This window comes from Photorhabdus antumapuensis (assembly GCF_020387775.1).
Lineage (GTDB): Bacteria > Pseudomonadota > Gammaproteobacteria > Enterobacterales > Enterobacteriaceae > Photorhabdus > Photorhabdus antumapuensis.
In genome coordinates this window covers 49,053-68,008 of sequence record NZ_JAHZMK010000052.1, presented here as the reverse complement: position 1 = coordinate 68,008, position 18,956 = coordinate 49,053, and the positions used below count along the sequence as shown (strand labels likewise).

15 protein-coding genes are annotated in these 18,956 nt (G+C 38.6%); 10 read left to right on the top strand and 5 right to left on the bottom strand.

Translation table 11 applies throughout. The features are described 5' to 3' along the window. Nucleotides 1-766: 766 nt before the first annotated feature. The 4 genes from KZ793_RS18905 (at nt 767) to abiEi (ending at nt 6,872) form a co-directional block, all read left to right on the top strand. Nucleotides 767-3,649 carry an aldehyde dehydrogenase family protein gene (locus KZ793_RS18905; RefSeq protein WP_225816737.1) on the top strand — a complete coding sequence of 961 codons (2,883 nt, stop codon included), beginning with the start codon at nt 767-769 and terminating at the stop codon, nt 3,647-3,649. 315 nt (nt 3,650-3,964) lie between these two features. Then, the gene (gene rdgC / locus KZ793_RS18900) at nt 3,965-4,876 is read left to right on the top strand and encodes a recombination-associated protein RdgC (RefSeq protein WP_225816736.1); all 912 of its coding nucleotides are present in this window, start codon (nt 3,965-3,967) and stop codon (nt 4,874-4,876) included. 124 nt (nt 4,877-5,000) lie between these two features. Beyond that, nucleotides 5,001-6,053, top strand: coding sequence for a Fic family protein (locus KZ793_RS18895; RefSeq protein WP_225816735.1), 1,053 nt, complete (start codon nt 5,001-5,003; stop codon nt 6,051-6,053). A 261-nt stretch (nt 6,054-6,314) separates the two neighbouring features. Further along, nucleotides 6,315-6,872 carry a type IV toxin-antitoxin system AbiEi family antitoxin gene (abiEi, locus tag KZ793_RS18890; protein WP_225816734.1) on the top strand — a complete coding sequence of 186 codons (558 nt, stop codon included), beginning with the start codon at nt 6,315-6,317 and terminating at the stop codon, nt 6,870-6,872. A 176-nt stretch (nt 6,873-7,048) separates the two neighbouring features. On the opposite strand, the gene KZ793_RS18885 is transcribed toward abiEi, so the two are convergent. From KZ793_RS18885 to KZ793_RS18875, 3 genes are all read right to left on the bottom strand, one after another. Then, the gene (locus KZ793_RS18885; RefSeq protein WP_225816733.1) at nt 7,049-8,803 is read right to left on the bottom strand and encodes a GH39 family glycosyl hydrolase; all 1,755 of its coding nucleotides are present in this window, start codon (nt 8,801-8,803) and stop codon (nt 7,049-7,051) included. Nucleotides 8,804-9,498: 695 nt separating this feature from the next. Then, a complete protein-coding gene (locus KZ793_RS18880; RefSeq protein WP_225816732.1) occupies nt 9,499-11,247 on the bottom strand; it encodes a GH39 family glycosyl hydrolase in 1,749 nt (582 codons plus the stop codon). 510 nt (nt 11,248-11,757) lie between these two features. Continuing rightward, on the bottom strand, nt 11,758-12,651 hold the full coding sequence (locus tag KZ793_RS18875) for a LysR family transcriptional regulator (protein WP_225816731.1): 894 nt from the start codon (nt 12,649-12,651) through the stop codon (nt 11,758-11,760). A 181-nt stretch (nt 12,652-12,832) separates the two neighbouring features. Between KZ793_RS18875 and KZ793_RS18870 the strand changes: the two genes are divergently transcribed. The 3 genes from KZ793_RS18870 (at nt 12,833) to KZ793_RS18860 (ending at nt 14,720) form a co-directional block, all read left to right on the top strand. Further along, nucleotides 12,833-14,014: an MFS transporter gene (locus KZ793_RS18870; RefSeq protein ID WP_225816730.1), complete on the top strand. Its 1,182-nt coding sequence runs from the start codon at nt 12,833-12,835 to the stop codon at nt 14,012-14,014. A gap of 108 nt (nt 14,015-14,122) precedes the next feature. After that, a complete protein-coding gene (locus KZ793_RS18865; protein ID WP_225816729.1) occupies nt 14,123-14,443 on the top strand; it encodes a type II toxin-antitoxin system RelE/ParE family toxin in 321 nt (106 codons plus the stop codon). Beyond that, nucleotides 14,433-14,720 (top strand): helix-turn-helix domain-containing protein, encoded by a 288-nt coding sequence (locus KZ793_RS18860; RefSeq protein ID WP_118986878.1) that lies wholly within the window; start codon nt 14,433-14,435, stop codon nt 14,718-14,720. Before KZ793_RS18865 ends, KZ793_RS18860 begins: the two co-directional genes overlap by 11 nt. 173 nt (nt 14,721-14,893) lie before the next feature. Here the strand turns inward: KZ793_RS18860 and exbD are convergent, their stop codons facing one another. Both exbD and exbB read right to left on the bottom strand, forming a co-directional pair. Next, entirely contained in the window at nt 14,894-15,319 is a 426-nt protein-coding gene (exbD, locus tag KZ793_RS18855) for a TonB system transport protein ExbD (protein WP_225816728.1), read from the bottom strand. 3 nt (nt 15,320-15,322) lie between these two features. Beyond that, nucleotides 15,323-16,351, bottom strand: a complete 1,029-nt coding sequence (gene exbB, locus KZ793_RS18850; protein WP_397443640.1) for a tonB-system energizer ExbB — start codon at nt 16,349-16,351, stop codon at nt 15,323-15,325. Nucleotides 16,352-16,644: 293 nt separating this feature from the next. Between exbB and metC the strand changes: the two genes are divergently transcribed. The 3 genes from metC (at nt 16,645) to KZ793_RS18835 (ending at nt 18,850) form a co-directional block, all read left to right on the top strand. Beyond that, nucleotides 16,645-17,853 (top strand): cystathionine beta-lyase, encoded by a 1,209-nt coding sequence (gene metC / locus KZ793_RS18845; RefSeq protein WP_225816727.1) that lies wholly within the window; start codon nt 16,645-16,647, stop codon nt 17,851-17,853. A 145-nt stretch (nt 17,854-17,998) separates the two neighbouring features. Next, entirely contained in the window at nt 17,999-18,349 is a 351-nt protein-coding gene (locus KZ793_RS18840; protein WP_225816726.1) for a type II toxin-antitoxin system PrlF family antitoxin, read from the top strand. 6 nt (nt 18,350-18,355) lie between these two features. After that, nucleotides 18,356-18,850, top strand: a complete 495-nt coding sequence (locus KZ793_RS18835) for a type II toxin-antitoxin system YhaV family toxin (protein WP_225816725.1) — start codon at nt 18,356-18,358, stop codon at nt 18,848-18,850. Nucleotides 18,851-18,956: the final 106 nt, after the last annotated feature.

Genomic DNA, 18,956 nt, shown 5'->3' with positions numbered 1-18,956 from the left:
CATATTATAAAAAGTAAAAAAACTTATTTATTTTTTATAATAAAACAAAAATAAGAAATTAATAAATTAATTTACAAACAAAATATAAAAATTAAATATCATACTGATTTAAAAGAAAAATAATTACATTTATATTTTTAAAATTATAATTTTTCAATAACATGGACACCATTAGAATGACTATAACCGACTTTTCTGATCAGCATGACACATTCACTCACCGCCCCTACTATCTCACTCAATTCAGCAATAAAGAGAAAATAAAAAAATTTATGTTCCCCTCTTGACCAGAAACAATAATTACATTAATTTTATTTAATATTAGAAAGAACATCATTAAACTTCATCACTTCAGCACTGTAGTGGAACTGAATGAATTTAACATAAATTTATAACAATAATTGATTATATACCTAATAGATTTCGAGTTGCAGCGCGGCGGCAAGTGAATGAATCCCCAGGAGCATAGATAACGATGTGACTGGGGTGAGTGAAAGCAGCCAACAAAGCAGCAGCTTGAAAGATGAAGGGTGTAGTAATAGTTAATTAGCTAGAACTAGCGTTAACTATTCATTAATTTTAAAGAGATTTTAAGGTTAATCGCTGACATCAAAACAAAAAACATAAAATATTATAATGTTTTTAAAGAATTTTTTCTCATCAGGATTATCAAGGATTTCCTGACAAGTTAATAACACCTCTACCGACTTTATTCATCACCATTAACCCTAAAATAATCAAAACATTATGATGGAGGTAACTGCAAATGAAATGGTATGTCAAAGAAGCCCTCGAAATCAATCAGGCTATACCATACGAGGAATCAATCAATATCGAAGCGGGTTTTGGACCAACGGGGCTTCCACACATAGGAACTCTTTGTGAAATCCTCCGTGCCAATCTCATCAAAACCGAATTGGAGAAAGCAGGCAGAACAGTTAATTTTTATCTCATTTCAGATGATTTGGACCCTTTCAGAAAAGTGCCATTGAATATTCCAAATGCTGAACAATTAACGCCTTATCTAGGCCAACCGATAAGCAGGGTGCCGGACCCTTGCGGAAATTTCCCGTCATTCTCTGAAATGGCGGAATATCAACTTATGGAACTTGCCAGAGAATATGAAATAGAGTGTCAGCTAGTCAGAAACTCTTTAGCCTATCAAAATGGCGATTACAATGACAAAATCAAACTATTCCTGCAAAATTTCTCAGTGCTAAACCAAATATGCAAGGAATCGACTGGATCTTTAAGACAAAGAACCTACAGCATGATCATGCCCATTTCCGAAAGAACTGGCGCCGTACTGGAACATATTATAGTCACAGACGTGAACCCTGCGTCAGGAGAAATAACCTATTACATACCGGGTGATGAAGTCATTAATAAACCCGGTTATGAATATGGAGTAGAAATTCGGGAATTCTATAAAAATGAAATATTAGATCAAGAGCAAACTATTTCGGTACTAAACGGTAAATCTAAACTCCAGTGGAAAGCTGACTGGGGTATGCGTCTCCTTGCCAGAAACATTCATTTTGAAATGCATGGTGAAGACTTGCTAGTTTCTGCCGCTGTTGCTCGCCAGATCGCGGGAGCACTAAACAGGCCAATTCCACGTTTTTACAAATATGGGCTTTTCCTTGATGATTCAGGTAAAAAAATATCGAAGTCGAAAGGAAATAGTTTCTCTTTAGATGATATGCGCCATCTGCTGACACGAGACGCAATTCGTACTTACCTCTCAAAAGAGCCACAGAGATCGTCTAAATTTTATGTAGCGCTGGCCCCACAGCTAAATGATCAAGTTAATATTTCGCAAAAAGAGGGAAAAAGACTGTCTTTTTCGAAGATAGCAAGAATATTACACGCTTCAAAACCGGCAAGTAAACTTGCGGCTGAAAATTTTCTAAATCACTATAAAAAACCGGGAGAATCCATTTCAGGTCAAGAATTGGAAATAAGTTATAATTATTATATCAGGACATGTAAAAATGAAAATCAAGGGTTACAAAACATCAAAGAGGAAACGTATTTCTCAGCCATTGCCAACGCAATAAGTTCAGGGGAAATATCCACTAAAGATCAACTTTTCCAACATATAATCAGTACATATGAAGACCATTTTTCAGATGATGAATCATCCCAAATATGGCCTCTGCTTTATCGAGGGTTATTTGGTGATACCAAAGGCCCACGAATTAAAACATGGTTAGATTTAAATTGCATGCAGCATATTTTAACCCATTTTAACAACCCATATAAAAACGCATACCAAAAAAATGAGGCAAATATCGTTAACCACGAAATTAACAAATCTCAAAAAGAGAGATTAATAAACCATAGCATCGAGGAGAACAAAATATATATGACTAAGTTATACAGTAAAATTAATTTCACCGAAATCAGGAAAAAATGTGATGAACTTTCCTCTGCTTTACAGAAGAATAGTGAGGCGTTAGTTGAAGCACTCTCTGGCTATCAATGTAAAAACGTCACTGAAGATGAAATTCTCCGTTCAATAGATGTCTTAAATAATATTGATAACAACAGAGAATATTTCAAAAAGAAAATTTATGGTGTGACATCATTCCTCCCGCTTAACCAACCCATTTACGCTTCTGTATGTTTTGGTTTTATCCCTTCACTTATGGCAGAAAACGTGTGCATACGCCCCCCGACAGCAATGCATACACATTACAAAAAATTTGAGGAGGTTATTAATTTATCCGCATTTTCTCCGACATTATCTATTTCTTATGAAGATAAAGAGCTATTTTTAAGTCAACGAGTAAAAATAACTGATGCAGTGATCTTTACGGGAACGCCAGAAAATGCGCTCAAAGTACGTAAGCATTTCAGAAAAAATACCTTATTTATCCTTAATGGCGCTGGTCATAATCCACTTATTATCTCAAAAGATGCAGACATTAATCTGGCTGTTGAAAGTGCAAAACGAGTTGTTCTTTACAATCAAGGGCAGGATTGTGCTGGTCCAAACGCCATATTAGTACACAATGATATATACGATCTATTCAAGCAACGATTAATCTCTGATTTGAAGAATATTGAAGATAGAGTTGGACCTTATAATGACTATAATAATATCGTCGGTCCCAATAGCGATATTGATCACAGTATAAAAATTGCTTCAATATTTAAAGCAAATAGACCCTACTGCACCTATGGAGGAGAAGTTAATCCCATTAATGGCATGATAAAACCGACGATTTTCGAGAAAGAATTATCATTAGGTGGCAATTATAAAGAATTTTTTGCCCCAGTTTTCTTCTTACAAAGATATTATCAGGATCAAGATTTAATCCATTATTTTTCTGATCCTTTGTATTCTACTAATGCTATGTATATATCTCTGTTTGGTACCAGTGACTATATCCATCATCAACTCAGCGAACGCCTTCACCTGCCAGATAGTATTCTGAGTAATACTGACTTACATCTGGAAGAACACGGTTATCTTCCCTATGGTGGTCAAGGGCCCGCTGCTTCATGTCTTTGGTATGACGGTAATAGGATTAGCGGCAGTACGTTGCCACAACGTGATATATACCATTATTTAATTGAACCCTTTGATACCCTTCCCACGCCAAAGAGTGAAAAGCGCCACTGCGTTCAAGCAGGAACTTGAGCTACTCCGGTGAATCCTCACTTCATCGGATGACCCTGACAGCGCCGTACTTTCCACAAATAAGCACGGCGTGTCTCAGCGTTTAATACGGATATAATCATTACCAAAATACGCCAATAAAAGCACAGCCCCAATTAGCCGCAAATATTTTTAGTCAGTTCAGAAGCGTACAAATAGCTATACCTTTTACAAGAAAAGCCGTTAATCAGGATAATTGACACAAGATACTAGGGCTTATCCCTATGATTCGCTATCATGCTACTTTATGTTAGTCATGCTCACCGATTCATTGAGCAAAAAATATGGGGTATTTTTATGTTGTGGTTCAAAAATTTAATGATTTACCGTTTAAACCGGGAAATTTCACTTTCTGCGGATGAACTGGAAAAACAATTGAGTCCGTTAGCATTCACCCCATGTGGCAGTCAAGATATGGCGAAAACAGGTTGGGTGCCGCCAATGGGTTCACACAGTGATGCCTTTACCCATGTCGCGAATAATCAAATTCTGATTTGCGCCCGTAAAGAAGAAAAGATGTTGCCTTCACCGGTTATTAAGCAGGCGCTACAAGCAAAAATTGAAAAACTGGAAGGAGAACAGCATCGCAAACTTAAAAAAACAGAGAAAGACTCTCTGAAAGATGAAATATTGCATACCCTGCTACCACGGGCATTTAGCCGATTCAGCCAAACTTATATTTGGATCGATATCGCCAATAATCTGATCATTGTTGACGCTGCCAGTGCTAAACGAGCCGAAGATAATTTGGCATTATTGAGAAAAAGTCTGGGTTCTTTACCTGTTGTTCCCCTGACATTTAAAGACCCAATAGAATTAACCCTGACAGAATGGGTACGTTCCGGTGACTTACCAACAGGCTTTGCTTTAATGGATGAAGCTGAACTAAAAGCTATTCTGGAAGAAGGTGGCGTGATCCGTTGTAAAAAACAAGACTTGGTTTCTGACGAAATCGCCACCCATATAGAAGCCGGCAAATGTGTCACTAAACTGGCGCTCGATTGGGAAGAGCGTATTCAATTTATGTTGTCAGATGATGGTGCTTTCAAGCGCATAAAATTCAGTGATACTTTGCGTGAACAAAATGATGACATCGACCGGGAAGATTTTGCCCAACGGTTCGATGCTGACTTTATTCTGATGACTGGTGAATTAAGCGCACTGATTAAAAGCGCCATTGAAGCGCTCGGCGGCGAAGCAGAAAAATAACCATACAATAATCGCCAGTCTATTGCTCGTTCCCCCTTACTGGCGATAATATCAACCTATTTCCAGAGCCAATAATAACGTTAAAGCTATTCACGGTAATCCCATTAATCCAACTAGGTATTCAATGAATTCAGCTAAAAAAGGCTATCAACCTCCTTTCTCAATTACAGCTAAAATGATCCAATTAGTTGCTGAAATTAGCGAGAATATCGGGCGGTTAAGCACAGAGCAGGAACAAATAAAAGCTCTGCGATTGAGACGTATCAATCGGATACTAGCCATTCACGGCTCACTGGCAATTGAAGGTAACTTACTTGATGTAAGCCAAATCACCGCCATCGTTGATGGAAAGCGCGTTATTGCGCCAATCAGTGAAATACAAGAAGCGCGTAACGCCATCTTAGCTTATGAAAAGCTCAACCATTGGCATTTCACATCAGAGCAAAACTTACTGGAAGCCCATTATGTTCTGATGAAAGGATTACTAGATAATGCCGGCAGTTATCGACATGGTGGAGTCGGTGTGATGGATGGAGAAAAAGTCATTCATATGGCGCCACAGGCAAATCGGGTTCCAAACCTCATGGGTGACCTTTTTCACTGGTTAGGCTCTACCGATATTCACCCACTTATTGCCAGTTGCATTTTCCATTACGAATTTGAATTCATTCATCCGTTTGCCGATGGAAACGGCAGAATGGGCAGATTATGGCAAACACTAATCCTAAACCACTGGAATCCATTATTCGAATTTATTCCCGTTGAAAGCCTGATTTATGAACATCAAGCTCATTACTATCAGGCAATTAATCTCAGTAGCCAACTCGTTGATTGTGCGCCATTTATTGAATTTATGCTGCACATGATCCGTGATGCAATTCTGACATCTACCCATCAGGCTACCCATCAGGCTACCCATCAGGCTACCCATCAGGCTACCCATCAGGCTACCCAACAAGTTAAACAATTAATTATGGTATTGAAAGGGGAAATGAACCGCGGGCAACTGCAATCAGCCCTTGGATTAAAAGATCGTAATTCATTCCGTCTGCGCTATTTGCAACCCGCTCTAGAAGCGGGATTAATTGAAATGAGCCATCCAGAAAAACCTAGCAGCCCATTACAACGCTATCGTTTGACAGAAAAAGGGGTGAATTTAAAAACTCACCACAAATAGCGAAAAGTAACCAATCCCTACCCTATCGGAGACTTCGATGAAAACCTGCACAAATAAAATAGGACTATAATATTTACTTAAATATCAATATATTAAAAAAAATAATTCAACCACATCAGCGAAACATTTACCCCTTTCACTATTTCGGCAAACTCATTAAGTAGACATTAACACCATAAATATAGTGCTTTAATGTCCACTTAAAATAACTATAATCAAGTGAACATCAAAACCACAAATAAATAGAGTTATTGTCTAGTTATGGATAGATCTACTGCATTGAAACGTTTTATTGACTGGGACAAAAAAGGGCGATGTGTCTTCACCCTTGCCGATCTCAGAAAAATCTTTCTTGAAGATAGCCCCAAAACACTCCAAGCGGGCTTAAATCGTCTGGTTAAAGAATCGATGCTTTCACGACCTGTACGCGGAGTTTATCTGTTTAACTTTGCTCATAGTCACGATAGTTACACCATTGAACATATTGCCAAAGCTCTACGACGTGGTGAGTACAATTACGTTAGCCTTGAATCAGCATTAAGCGAATATGGCGTTATTTCACAGATCCTGATCGATAGGCTCACCGTGATGACAACAGGCCGAAAAGGTCTTTATCACACTCCACTGGGTACTATTGAATTCACTCATACCAAACGCCAACAGGAAGATATCTTAGCGAGTATCACACAAGCAGACCGCCCTTTGAGACTCGCCAAACTTGAATGCGCATTACGTGATTTAAAACGAGTTGGTCGCAATACCCAGCTCGTCAAGCGAGAGGGTTTCTGGCGGGAAAGTTTGGAGAGCCAGTGTCCTTAACATGGCGGCAAGCTCCGTCTGGCGAACAGAATTTCATTAAAACAAAGTACCGGATAAAAAACCAGCACTTTGTCAATAATCTGAACAGGCTCTTATAAGAGCCTGTTTAACTTTACTCTCCAATAATTAACGTAAAAAGAAGATAATCTATTCTAATATTTTCTCTGCATATAAAATTAATGATGAATTAGCTCTAATGAATACAATGTTACCGTTGAAGGTTTCGCGCCTTTATCTACCAACGTTAATTTATTATTAGCTATAGACACATTAATTTGGTTAGTCACCTCTGGTGGTGTCATTTTTTCCAGCGATCCGCCTTCTTGAATACGATACGCTTTTATTTTAAATTTCTTGCAACCTATATGATCAATCACCACTGTAACACCCTGATCACTATAAGTATAATCCCGAGCTTTAGGTCTTAAAAGAGAATCTTCAGGAAGTTGCTGTACCGGGTCATTTTGTACTACCACATTATTAGATTGAATGGTTGTCGGATCAACACCACCAAACCATTTATTTTGACTACAAGTATCCGTTAATTGATCTAATGTTCGACTCGTATCCAAATAATATTGTCGATATAAGTCCGCAGGAACGGGTGCTACATTACCATCGGAAAAATCTTTATCCACTTTATAATTTGCCGCGAGGATATTAATTTTATTACCTGATTTATTTTCAGCTGCCAGAACCGTTAAGCCGGTTGCAAAATCTTTCTGACCACTTAATATATAAGGTGTTTTTAACATTTTAGCAAAAAGACTAAAAGATTGAGCTGAATAGGTACAGAAATTTCTAACGTTTAGGTCTTTAGGATTAGGCTGATCATTAAACAAACCAAAAGATAAACCATCACCCCGATAATAATGAGCCAGGTCAACTTTGGTATATTGCATATAAATCAACGAGGAAGCGATATAGGCTGCGTTTTTAGGACTCTGCACTTTTGTAAATGTATTTCTCGACCCAAAAGGACTAGAGTTCCACTCAGTACAAATACTCTCTGTTTTAGTAAAGTCATAAGTATGCAAACTTTTCTGAATCGTATTACCCATATCAATAATGTTTTGCGGGTCTCCAGTATCAACGTATCCATGCCAAGAAAAGAAATCTAACGGTACATTATTATCCCGACAATATCGGAAAAATCCATCAATATAATGTCCTCCCGCATGATTACTAAACGAAATACCTGCACCACCGACTTTAGCATCAGGATCAACCATTTTAATTAATCTCACTACTTTTTCATATAATTGATAATACTTTTGTGGATCATCAGTATTCCAGAAAAACAGTAAATCAGGCTCGTTCCAAATCTCCCAATAGCTTATTTTTCTCGGCAACCCAATGCTGGCATAGTTTACACCATAACGATTCACCAAGGTTTTAACTAATATTGAATAAATATCAAAATCCTCTGGTATTTCATAACCGCCATCAAGTGAACGCCCAATACGAAACATAAGTTGTCGCTGAATATTATCTGGATTCAGATCTGCTTGATTATTCAGAACATCACGCAGATAAGCATCCGTCATTTCATAATTAACCTCTTTTAATGCAAGACTCACATCATGATTTCTCATTCCGATAGCCGCATTGGGAAAAATAGTTCTGATATTTGCAATATCAGCAACAAGCTTTTTAGCTGCGGGTTTATTTTCCTCTGGCACATTGACAATCATTTGATTTTGATTGTTTTTCCTATCCACCTGGAAATAATTATCCATATCCCCAATACCAAAGCCGTCATGAAGCCGGATATGTGTAATTCCCATCTGATTAAATTCATTATCTAAATCAGGAAAACCCGGCGCCAGAGATTTAGGAAGACCATTGACACCATTAACCGCTTTAAGACGTGAGTTATACCCTGCTGATAAATCTCGATGATTTTTATTAAACGAAAAAACTTTAGTCATAATACCCTCTATATTAATTAAGAAATTGTATTCCTATAAACCAAAAATAATATCAAAGAATAAATACATTTCTCTGACAACTCAATAACAATAAATGAATGGAAGACTTATATAATAGTTAAATATCACTTTTAACTACGCCTTAAAATTCCCAGCTGTTACTTTGAATTTATTGAATTAACCAAACAATTACATTAATACCCTTCATCTTTCAAGCTGCTGCTTTGTTGGCTGCTTTCACTCACCCCAGTCACATAGTTATCTATGCTCCTGGGGATTCGTTCATTTGCCGCCGCGCTGCAACTCGAAATCCATTAGGTAAATACAATTATTTACGATAATAAAATTCACTCTGCAACTTATTTAACAACACAGCATCAAAAGAGAAAAACAATATAAAAATCAACCATGAGCTGATGTTAATAACAATGATTAAGTAGCAAGAAATAAAATCACATAGAGAGAAGGCCATATTAAACAATATCGCAGAAAAACCATCAATATATATTATAGACATATTTTAAATCATATAAAAATAACAAAAAAAGCAGAAACTATAAATAAATACATATTAATTAATAAGTTATTATTAAATAGGCTCTTTTTAGAGCCTATCAAATTAAAATGATTTTATTTTTCATTGATTAATTGATCGGAGGGGATAATTTACTATAATATTTCCATCACATATAAAATCAATTATTATCTAGCTCTAATGAATATAATGTTACCGTTGCAGGCTTTGCTCCCTTATCCACCAACGTTAATTTATTATTAACTATAGACACATCAATCCGGTTAGTCACCTCTGGTGGTGTCATTTGTACCAAAGATCCACCGTCTTGAATACGGAATGCTTTAATCTTAAATTTTTTATAACCTATATGGTTAATTACTACGGTAACACCCTGGTCGCTATCAGTATAATCACGACTTTTAGCTCTCAACATATTATTATCCGGAAATAGCTTAACAGGCTCATGTTGCACTACCGCATTATCAACCTGAATGGCTGTCGGATCAACGCCACCAAACCATTTATTCTTACTCCAGGTATCTGTTAATTGATTCAGTGATCGGCTAGCATCAAGATAGTATTGTTGATATAAATAATCAGGAGCTGCATCACCATCGGCAAGACTCTTATCAACTTTATAATTTGCGGCAAGGATATTAATTCTATTACCCTCGGCATTCTCGGTTGCCAAAACAGTTAAACCTGTGGAAAAATCCTTATTACCACTTAAAATATAAGGTGTTTCGAACATTCTGGCAAACAGGTAAAAGGATTGAGCTGAATAGGTACAGAAATTTTTGACACTCGGATTTTTAGAACTGGGCTGGTTGTTAAATAAACCAAAAGATGAACCATCTCCTCGATAATAATAAGCTCTGTCGGCTTTTATATATTGCATATAAATCAACGTGGAAGCGATATATGCCGCATTTTTAATACCCTGCACTTTTGTATATGTATTTTTTGTCCCAATAGGACAAGAATTCCATTCAGTACAAAAACTTTCTGTATCGGTAAAACCATAAATATGCAAACTTTTTTGAACTTTATTCCCCACATCAATAATATTTTGCGGATCTCCAGTTTCAACGTATCCATGCCAAGAAAAGAAATCTAATGGTACATGATTATCTCTACAATACCGTAAAAACCCATCAAGGTAATCTTCTTGTGCTCTATCAGCAAACGCAATACCAGCACCACCGACTTTAACCGAAGGATCAACCGCTTTAATTATCCTTGCAATTTTGGCATATAATTCATAATATTTTTTAGGATCATTATTATTCCAGAAAAAAAACAAATCAGGTTCATTCCAAACCTGCCAATAGGTTATTTTTCTTGGCAAACCGATTCTGGCATAGTGTAAAGCGTAGCGATTCACCAGTACGCTGACTAATATTGCATAAATATCAAAATCCTGTGGTATTTCATAACCACCATCACCGGAACGTCCAATACGAAACATGATTTGTCGCTGAATATTATCAGGGTTCAGATCGGCTTTATTATTCATAATATCGCGCAGATAAGTGTCAGTCATTTTATAATTAGCCTCTTTTAATGCAAGACTAATATCATTATTTCTCATCCCGGCAGCCGCATTGGGAAATATACTTCTGATATTTGAAATATCAGTGAGCAGTTTTTTAGCCGCGGGTTTCTTGTCTTCTGGAACATTAACAATAATTTGATTTCGATCATTAACTCGATCCACCTGGAAATAATTATCCATATCACCAATACCAAAACCATCATGAAGCCGGATATGGGTAATTCCCATCTGATTAAATTGATCATCTAAATCAGGGAAACCCGGCATCAAAGATTTAGGGACACCATTAACACCATTAACCTCTTTAAGCAATGAGTGGTGTCCTGCCGATAAATCTCGATGATTTTTATTAAATGAAAAAACTTTAGTCATAATAAACCTCTATATTCATTAAGAAAGAATATTGCTATAATTCAAAAATAATATAGGAGAATAAGTATATTCCTATGACAACTCAACAACAATAAATGAATCGAACACTTAGATAATAGTTAAATATCACTTTTAACTATATCTTAAAATTACCATCCATTAATTTTAATTTATTACATCAATCAATAATCACATAGATATAATTATTTACACCAATAATCGTTCCTGTGCTTTATTTAATAAAATCAGCAGCAAAGAACATATACTTCAATAATAAATTGATATTAATAACGACAGTAAAAAAACACCCAATAAAATCATATAGTGAGTGAGTTATATTAAATAATATCGCATAAAACCATTAATATATATACCTAATAGATTTCGAGTTGCAGCGAGGCGGCAAGTGAACGAATCCCCAGGAGCATAGATAACTATGTGACTGGGGTGAGTGAAAGTAGCCAACAAAGCAGCAGCTTGAAAGATAACGGGTATATAAGGCGGATTCGACTAAACAATCTTAGCAAGCCGCCTCTGCAATAACGACATAAATACTGTTAATTTTGCTGGCGGGTGAGCAAGTGCCCGCAGTAAATAAATATCTTCTTTACGTCCATCTGGATCATTAAATAAAGGCACCAGTTTTCCAGAACGAATATCTGTGGATACCACCCAATTAGGCAGAAGCGCTATTCCAAATCCACTCACCGCGGCCATTCTCAATGTTTCAAAGTCATCGCTGCGAAGAATCCTTTTCTCATCGTTGAAGTTAATAGAATCCCGATAACGTGACCAGCAAATGCCAGCGGGGTCATGATGTTTATCAAGCAAATAGTGATTATTTAATTCGGTAAATGACGTCGGTGTTCCATACCTTTGAATATAGCCTGGGCTGGCACAAATAATCCAAGTTTGTGTAGAGATGCACTTTGAATAAAGCGTGCTATCTTTTAATTCACCAATACGAATAACAGCATCAAGACGATCTCTGACGGGATCAGTTAAACGCTCGGTTTGATCAAGTTCAACCTGAATTTTAGGATATTGAGTAAATAGCTCTGCTAGCATCGGAATAATATGTTGACGCCCAAAGGTTGGCAGGCAAGCTATACGTAATATCCCTTGCGGCTCGCCATCCAATGCCGCTAATTCAGCCTGAACATCAACAAGATCATTGATAATACCTTGCGCCCTTGAAAATAAAATCTCACCGGCATCAGTCAATGATAAACCACGGGTAGAACGAAAGAATAGTTTTGTCTCTAGCATCTGTTCGAGGTTATCTACTTGACGAGTGATAGAAGATGCCGCCATACCTTGCAAACGAGCAACGGCAGAAAAACTTTGTGAACGAGCAACATGAATGAATGTTGCTAGCATATCGGTACGTAATAAATCTTTCATCGCAATTTTTACCTTCGAATATTCAAACATCTTATACATTACAAATAATACACAATATCTAACACCGCTATCATCTTTGCATTCTACGCAAAACAACTTCGCTCGCTCTCTTTATTCTCGCAATCTGCGGATAGTGTCAAAATCATTTCATCATAATTCCGGCCAAATGCTGAGAGTTCCCATGTTAAATACGGCAATTAAACCAAACCCTATTTCTTCCGTTTCTCTTATCTTATTATCTGCTGCTTGTGGTTTTGCTGTAGCGAACATTTATTATAACCAACCATTATTGCCAGTAATTGGGACAAGTTTTAACGTTAATGGTTCAATATCCGGTTGGATCGCGACATTAACGCAAATCGGCTACGCTGCGGGGCTTTTATTTTTTGGACCGCTTGGAGATGCACTAAGCCGCCGCAAGCTTATTTTCTGCCTCTTAATTGGCAATATAGTCAGCCTTACCTTGTGTGCCACAGCGCCGAATTTTACATGTTTTCTAATAAGTAGCCTGATTGTGGGATTTACTTCTATTTCAGCACAAATCATTATTCCAGCCGTATCCGGTTGGGTAATCCCAGAAAAGCGCGGCCGAGCGGTAGGCAATCTAATGAGTGGCCTTTTTGCCGGAGCACTGCTTGCCAGGGCATTGAGCGGCGCAGTCGGAGAACATTTCGGCTGGCGTGAAATGTTTGTATTGGCAGCTTTAATTGATATATGCCTGTTTATTCTGGTCTGGTTTGTATTGCCACAAATAGAAACACCACCCACGATAAGTTACAGCCAACTTCTTATTTCACTCAGTAAATTAGTAAAACAGCAATCCCTTTTGCGTGAAGCGGCATTATCCGGTTTTTTACTGTTCGCCGCTTTTAATACGTTGTGGGGTTCTCTGGCTTTATTACTTTCCCAACCACCTTACGGATGGGGAAGCGATATCGTAGGTCTCTTTGGTTTGACGGGAATTGTGGGAATGCTAGCTTCACCAATAATAGGTTCATTGACAGATCGCTTTGGTGGGAGAACTATTGTTGCCACAGGTGCTTTATTAGTGACATTAGCCTTGTGTCTAATTAGCGGCACGAGCCACAGTATTCTATTTTTATTCGCCGGTATTATTCTGTTGGATCTTGGCAGCAGAGCAGGTTTAGTGGCAAATCAAACACGGTTATATACATTATTACCTGATGCCCGCAGCCGACTAAATACCGTATTTATGACCTGTTATTTCGCCGGCGGCGCAATAGGTTCCTCTTTAGGCGCTGTCGCCGCCTGGTATTTTTCTTGGTATGGCGTCGCTTTCAGCGGCGGAGGATGCGCATTATTAGCCGTTCTGAGGGTTCTGTTTAGCTCAAACAGCAGATAGAAGTTACGTCAGTGAAAATCATACATCCAATCATAACCTATAAGTTATACATAACTCTTGAGTTATACCTCAAGATGCGATATAACCTCCTCTGTTAAAGGAGGCTGAATGTTTGAGTTGATATTTCACCCTGATGCTTTAAATGAAATTCGGGCGCTCGATAAGCCAATGAAAGCAAAAGTATTAACGGCACTTGATAAACTAGAAGCAAAAGGCAATGTATTACGTTATCCCAATACTGATATTATTCGTGAGGGATTATTTGAATTGCGAGTTGGCAAGAAAGATATTACGCGAACTTTTTTTGCCTTCGCTAAGGGAAAGAAAATTTATATCTTACATACATTTATAAAGAAAACACTAAAAACACCCCCCACCGAAATAGCCATAACCTTAAAAAGGCTTGAGGAGTTGAATGATGAGCATTAAAGGTGTCCCATATTCCGACGTTAAAGCTGAACTGCTTGCTGATCCAGAAGTTCACACCCTTTATATGGCTGAGAAAAAAGAAGAAGAGTTGAAGGAGCTTCTTCTTAATATGCGTAATCAGGCAGGATTAAACAGCACCCAAGTTGCCGAACGGATGGGGATCACTCAACCCGCTGTAAGCAAACTGGAAAGAAATGCTGGGAAGGCCAGTATCTTAACACTTGAGCGCTATGCTGCTGCTTGTGGAGTCAGTTTAAGTATTAGCTTTCAAGTCTAATTGAAAGGACAGGTAAAGTTGCTACCCTTAGTTACTGAACCAAGTTATTAGCAATCCGAGCCCAATGATGAGGTTTATCTGTTCCCACCGAAAATTTCATTTACCACTTTTTTCCACCAATGCTTCCTAATCTTAACCGCGCTTCTTAGCGCGGTTATTTAGTGAAGAGGCCGCTAACTCGATGAAACCGCTTCCATCCCTACCAAGCCCACTTTCAGATAGCCCGATTTACGCAAAGAATCCATCACACTCATCAGTGTTTCATAATCCACAGTTTTATCAGCTTGAAAGAAAATGGTTGTCTCTTTATTGGATTGGGTGGTCTGATCCAATACCGCCGCCAAAGTATCATAATCGACCTGTTGATCTCCGACATAAAGCTGGCGATCAGCTTTAACCGTCAAGAATACCGGTTTTTCTGGACGCGGCTGCGGTTTTGCCGACGAAGCAGGTAAATCCACTTTAATATCAACGGTTGCCAGTGGTGCTGCTACCATGAAGATAATCAACAACACCAACATCACGTCAATAAATGGTGTGACGTTAATTTCGTGCAATTCGCCGCTATCGCCCAGATCTTCATTAAGACGTATTGCCATAAATCACCTTGTCTTGCTATTTGCCAAATCCAAATCACGGCCAAGCAGTAATAATGACTGTGCCGCCATGTCACCAACCTGACCACGGTAAGCCGAGATCATACGGGCGAAGATGTTATAAATTACAACGGCAGGGATCGCCGCGACCAAACCAAGTGCTGTCGCTAACAAAGCTTCCGCAATACCCGGCGCGACAACCGCAAGGTTAGTTGTCTGTGAGTGGGCAATACCAATAAAACTATTCATGATGCCCCACACCGTACCAAATAGCCCAACGAAAGGAGATATCGCCCCAATGGTTGCCAGATAGCCATTACCACGCCCCATATGACGGCTGATAGCCGCAACGGAACGTTCCAGACGGAACGCAGCACGTTCTTTCGTGCTATTCAAGTCAGTGCTCTCAGAAGATAATTGACGTTCTGCCTGTACTTCACTCAGCAACAAGCGGCTGATACTGTGTTTGCTGAAACCTTCGGCAATTTCCGCAGCCTGATCAAGGCTATTCACGTTCGTTAAAGCAAATTGCTCTTTACGTAAACGACGGCCAGCAGCCAGCAGTTCAGTACCTTTTGAGAAGAACAGAGCCCAAGTAATAACAGAAGCAATCACCAGGCCGATCATAACAGCCTTAACCACAATATCAGCGTTCTGATACATGCCCCAAATAGACAGATCGGTAGCAAAACCACTGGAAAGGCTAGCTTCATCAGCAGTAACTTTAGCTGCAACCTCATCCGTTGCAACCGGCGTAACTTGGGTGGATTCTGTCGCAGATGCCGTTTGCGGCGCAATCTGATTTGCAGATTGTGCAGTTGCATCCGTCGTTGCCGAGATGGTAGCCGGGGTAGATCCTGCAATCTGTACGGCTTTTGCCGTGGTATTGTTATCTGTTGCAGATGCTGTATCAGCCAATGCTGAACCTGTCAGCCCGAACGCTAATATTATTGAAGCAGTCAAATTTCGCATCAGTTGGCCTTTACTCCCTTTGCTATAAACCTTGTTATTTAGCAGTGAATTACTTTTCGTCATCTCACTAACCTTATTTGTACTGAGTCTTCACTCATCTTCACCAGACTGAATGAACATGCAGGCTGATAATATCAAACATTAAGTGATTTGATAGTAATTATCATTATTGTTTAATAAAAAAGTATTACCCCTTCACAAAATAAAGTTAGAGAGCCCCTACTCACAGGTAATGAGATGAATTTTCGTCAAGTTGTCTTAATCCCTTTGTACAAAAAGGGCTAAATCTTTTAACGTGTTAACTCTATTTTTTTACACCATTTCAGAAATTGAAGTGTTAAAGGCGGCAATGGATCATGGCAGAAAAAAAACTGGAAACTTTACTGGTCAATGTAGGTAGAAGCCAAAAATTTACTCAAGGCGCAGTCAATCCCATCATTCAGCGAACTTCATCGGTGATCTTCGATTCTGTCGCCGCCAAAAGACATGCAACGCAAAACCGGGGCAAGAGCGAACTGTTTTATGGTCGCCGTGGTACACAGACTCATTTCTCTTTCCAAGCAGCAATGGCTGAACTGGAAAGTGGCGCAGGCTGTATGCTTTACCCTTCTGGGGCTGCCGCGATTAGTCATGCCATTCTCGCTTTTGCCTCCGCCGGTGATCATATTCTATTAACCGGTTCAGCTTATGACCCGACGCAAAACTTCTGCGACAAAATATTGTCACGGATGAATATTACCACCGATTATTTCGATCCTATGATTGGCGAGGAGATTGCTGATCTGATTAAGCCCAATACCAAAGTGGTGTTTCTTGAATCCCCTGGCTCTATCACGATGGAAGTACAGGATATTCCCGCGATTGTCCGTGCGGTACGACGCACCAATCCAGATATTGTCATCATGATCGATAATACTTGGGCGGCAGGTGTGTTGTTTAAAGCGCTAGAATTCGACATCGATATTTCGATTCAATCGGGCACCAAATATATTATTGGTCACTCAGACGCAATGTTAGGTATTGCTGTCGCTAATGAACGTTGTTGGGCGCAACTGCGAGAGAATTCCTATTTGATGGGGCAGATAGCAGATGCCGATACGGTCTATATGGCCAGTCGAGGATTACGTACTTTAGCCATTCGTCTGAAACAACATGAAAAAAGCAGTATTGAAATAGCACGCTGGCTGCAACAACGAACCGAAGTGGCCGCTGTCTATCATCCCGCTCTGCCTTCCTGCCCCGGTCACCATAACTTTATCCGTGATTTCAGTGGCAGTAGCGGCCTGTTCTCTTTTCAATTGAAAAAGAAGTTAACTCCCCAACAATTTACGAATTATCTGGATAATTTTCACCATTTTAAAATGGCATTCTCATGGGGCGGTTTTGAATCCCTCATTCTGGGTTATCAACCAGAAGAGATAAAAATAATACGCCAATACGATATTTCACAAAGGACGATTCCACAAAGAACGGGCTCTTTGTTCCGCTTACACATTGGGCTGGAGAATGTTCAAGATTTGATTGATGATCTCGCTGAGGGGTTTAAGCGAATTTCTGTTGATTAATTTTATCGTTATTCAATGTAATAAACTGAAAAACTTAACACTTAGAAGTCATAATGAAGCGATAATATAGATACATTGCCAGTACAATGCATTTGCATTACACTTCGTTAAACAGATTCTCAAATCAGCATAACGAGGTAGAAATATGCACGCATTACCACGTGTTGAGTTCGAGGTTGGTGCAGAATCCAAGCTCACCAGCCGCAGCCAGACAACTATCCCAACTTCTGTCCGTAAAGCGCTTAAGCTAAAACCAGGCCATGACAGTATCACATATAAGATTTTATCTTCTGGTGATGTACTTATTAGTCGTAAAAACAGCAAAGAAGAAAAAGATCCTGTCATGGAATCATTTCTGAACTTTCTGGCAAAAGACATTAAGAAACATCCTGAACAAGTACAACAATTAGATGAACAACTCATTAACCGGGGGAAGTCACTTACCGCTGGAATAGACATAGATCTGAACAATCCATTATCCGATGACGATGAGTAAAGAACTATGTATGATCGAATATGTGTAATAAACGGATGGGCTCTTTTTGCTCATCCATGCTTTATAGAACAATTAAAACAAGCAATAGATAAGGCAGAACAACTTCAGCAAAAATATCCAAATGATTACCTGAAAAAAAATGATACAAAACGCTTGGCGGCAATCATAAAACTTGTCACTGAAATTATTCCCAGTGACCCAGCTAATATAACCTTTCGTTTAGGTGACACATTAGGTGGCAAAAGAAAACACTGGTTCAGAGCAAAATTTTTCCAACAATATCGCCTTTTTTTCCGTTTTCACGTCGAAAGTAAAATTATTATCTTTGTCTGGGTAAATGATGAGAAAACAAAAAGGACATATGGTGATAAGCATGATGCTTACAAAGTATTTGATGAAATGCTTAATGCTGGACACCCACCAGATGACTGGAATTCTCTTTTAAAAGAATCTATTGATTCACCACACTTAACTAAACTTATTAATGAACATCAGCCATAGTTTCTCCTAATAAGGGATAAAATCAAGCCATGCTTAAGCTTTTACTGTAAACTGACTTTATATATACAGATGCAATAAATTTATCTTATACCTAATAGATTTCGAG

Bases quoted from the DNA above. Each gene is read 5' to 3' on its own strand.
- KZ793_RS18905 (WP_225816737.1), top strand. From the start codon at position 767: ATGAAATGGTATGTCAAAGAAGCCCTCGAAATCAATCAGGCTATACCA.
- rdgC (WP_225816736.1), top strand. From the start codon at position 3,965: ATGTTGTGGTTCAAAAATTTAATGATTTACCGTTTAAACCGGGAAATT.
- KZ793_RS18895 (WP_225816735.1), top strand. From the start codon at position 5,001: ATGAATTCAGCTAAAAAAGGCTATCAACCTCCTTTCTCAATTACAGCT.
- abiEi (WP_225816734.1), top strand. From the start codon at position 6,315: ATGGATAGATCTACTGCATTGAAACGTTTTATTGACTGGGACAAAAAA.
- KZ793_RS18885 (WP_225816733.1), bottom strand. From the start codon at position 8,803: ATGACTAAAGTTTTTTCGTTTAATAAAAATCATCGAGATTTATCAGCA.
- KZ793_RS18880 (WP_225816732.1), bottom strand. From the start codon at position 11,247: ATGACTAAAGTTTTTTCATTTAATAAAAATCATCGAGATTTATCGGCA.
- KZ793_RS18875 (WP_225816731.1), bottom strand. From the start codon at position 12,651: ATGAAAGATTTATTACGTACCGATATGCTAGCAACATTCATTCATGTT.
- KZ793_RS18870 (WP_225816730.1), top strand. From the start codon at position 12,833: ATGTTAAATACGGCAATTAAACCAAACCCTATTTCTTCCGTTTCTCTT.
- KZ793_RS18865 (WP_225816729.1), top strand. From the start codon at position 14,123: ATGTTTGAGTTGATATTTCACCCTGATGCTTTAAATGAAATTCGGGCG.
- KZ793_RS18860 (WP_118986878.1), top strand. From the start codon at position 14,433: ATGAGCATTAAAGGTGTCCCATATTCCGACGTTAAAGCTGAACTGCTT.
- exbD (WP_225816728.1), bottom strand. From the start codon at position 15,319: ATGGCAATACGTCTTAATGAAGATCTGGGCGATAGCGGCGAATTGCAC.
- exbB (WP_397443640.1), bottom strand. From the start codon at position 16,351: ATGACGAAAAGTAATTCACTGCTAAATAACAAGGTTTATAGCAAAGGG.
- metC (WP_225816727.1), top strand. From the start codon at position 16,645: ATGGCAGAAAAAAAACTGGAAACTTTACTGGTCAATGTAGGTAGAAGC.
- KZ793_RS18840 (WP_225816726.1), top strand. From the start codon at position 17,999: ATGCACGCATTACCACGTGTTGAGTTCGAGGTTGGTGCAGAATCCAAG.
- KZ793_RS18835 (WP_225816725.1), top strand. From the start codon at position 18,356: ATGTATGATCGAATATGTGTAATAAACGGATGGGCTCTTTTTGCTCAT.